At 64.6% G+C, this 1881-nt stretch carries 1 protein-coding gene and 1 pseudogene; both read left to right on the forward strand.

Going from position 1 to position 1881, the window contains the following annotated elements:
* Window positions 1-1659 (forward strand): ABC transporter ATP-binding protein (locus tag HX846_RS32395; protein WP_178966969.1); only part of this gene is annotated, 1659 nt, incomplete at its 5' end.
* Window positions 1653-1881: pseudogene (locus tag HX846_RS32400) on the forward strand (ABC transporter ATP-binding protein); the annotation flags it as partial. The gene HX846_RS32395 and the pseudogene HX846_RS32400, both read left to right, overlap by 7 nt.

The following is a 1881-nucleotide window of genomic DNA, read 5'->3' on the forward strand; positions in this document are numbered from 1 at the left end:
CTGGGGGGCATTGTGCATATCGCCAGGGTCGCCCTCGGCGCGCCGTCGATGGCCCAGGCATCGGGCGAGGTCTGGTTGACCATCAGCCTCAGCCTGGCGAGCCTGTTCGCGGGCCTGCTGTTGATGACAGTTGCGGAGACGGTCGCGCACCTGGCCGACAACCACATCACTCGCCACTTGCGCCTGGCCATCGCCCAGCGCCTGAGCCAGGTGCCGCTGGGCTGGTTCACCGAGCGGGCGTCGGGCGAGGTCAAGCAGGCAATGCAGGACGATATCGGCACCCTGCATAGCCTGACTGCGCATTTCTACACCACCGTGGGCCGTTGTGCCGGGGCCGTGCTGCTGTCGGCGGCTTATCTGTTCATGGTGGACTGGCGCATGGCGCTGGTCTCGCTGTTGCCGTTTCCGGGGTTTTTGCTGTTTTTTACCCGGGCGATGAAAGCCAGCGGCAGCCACATGCAGTCCTTTGTCGAGCGCATGACCCGGGTCAATAACGCGGTGGTCGAGTTCGTCAACGGCATTCCGGTGGTCAAGGCCTTCGGTGCCACCGGCAAGGCCCACGCCAGTTACCGCAAGGCGGTAGATGAGTTCAGCGAAGCCTTCGTTGAGTTCACCCGTCCACTGGTGGGGACGATGGCCAATGCCAACGCGATGATCGCCCCGGTGACGGTGCTCGCCATGGTGCTGACGTTTGGCCTGGTGTTTGTCAGCCTGGGCTGGATCAGCGCGGTGGAGGTGCTGCCGTTCGCCATTGTCGCACCGGGCATTTGCGCGCCGCTGATGCTGCTGAGTTACATCGTGCATGATCTGGACAACGCCACCGGCGCGGCCCAGCGCGTGCAGGCACTGCTGGCGACGCCGGTGCTGGCGCAGGTGGAGCCGGGGTGCGAACGCTTGCCCAAGGACGCCGAAGTACGCGTCGAAAACCTCGGGTACGCCTACGACCCGCAGCACCCGGTACTGTCGAACATCAGCTTTACCCTCAAGCCTGGCACCGTAACCGCCATCGTCGGGGCCTCGGGTTCGGGCAAGTCGACCCTGGCGCGCCTGCTGCTGCGGTTTTTTGACCCGACCGAGGGGCGTATCACCCTGGGCGGCGTCGACCTGCGGCAGATCGAGACCTCGCAGCTCTACAACCTGATCGGCTTTGTGCTGCAAGAGGTTCGCCTGGTCCACGCCAGCGTTGCCGAAAACATCGCCCTCGGCCGGCCCAGCGCCAGCCGCAAGGAAATCGAGGCGGCGGCACGGGCCGCGAATATTCATGAGTGCATCATCGGCTTGCCACGGGGCTATGCCTCGGTGATCGGCGAGGACGCGCAGTTATCCGGTGGCGAGCAGCAGCGTATCAGCATCGCCCGCGCAGTATTGCTGGCGCCGCCGGTGCTGGTGCTGGATGAACCCACGGCCGCCGCCGATGCTGCAAACGAGGTGGCAATCCAGGAGGCGCTGTCGCGCTTCGCCCAAGGGCGCACGCTGTTGGTGATTGCCCATCGCCTCGATACCGTGATGCACGCCGACCACATCATCGTGCTGGAAAACGGCCGTATTGTTGAACAGGGCACCCATCCTCGACTGATCGCGCAAGAGGGCCGTTATGCGCGCCTGTGGGCGTCGGGCGGTTACAAACAGACCCGCGAACAGGCGCTGCCGACATGCTGAAAACCTTTATCGAACTGTTGGGCGATGACGGGCCGGTCTTCCGTCGCTATGTCGGGAAAGTGATGTTCTACGGTGCGCTGTGCGGGCTGACCCTCGCCGCCCTGGTGCCGGTACTCACCGACATGCTCAACGGTGATCTGGCCGAAGCGGCGTTGTGGCTGGTGGTGTTCCTGGCGGCGGTGGCGACGTGTTGGGCTACGCGACGCGAGGTTGAAAAGGCTG

It is taken from the genome of Pseudomonas sp. K5002 (genome assembly GCF_013386655.1).
In the GTDB taxonomy this organism is placed as follows: Bacteria; Pseudomonadota; Gammaproteobacteria; order Pseudomonadales; family Pseudomonadaceae; genus Aquipseudomonas.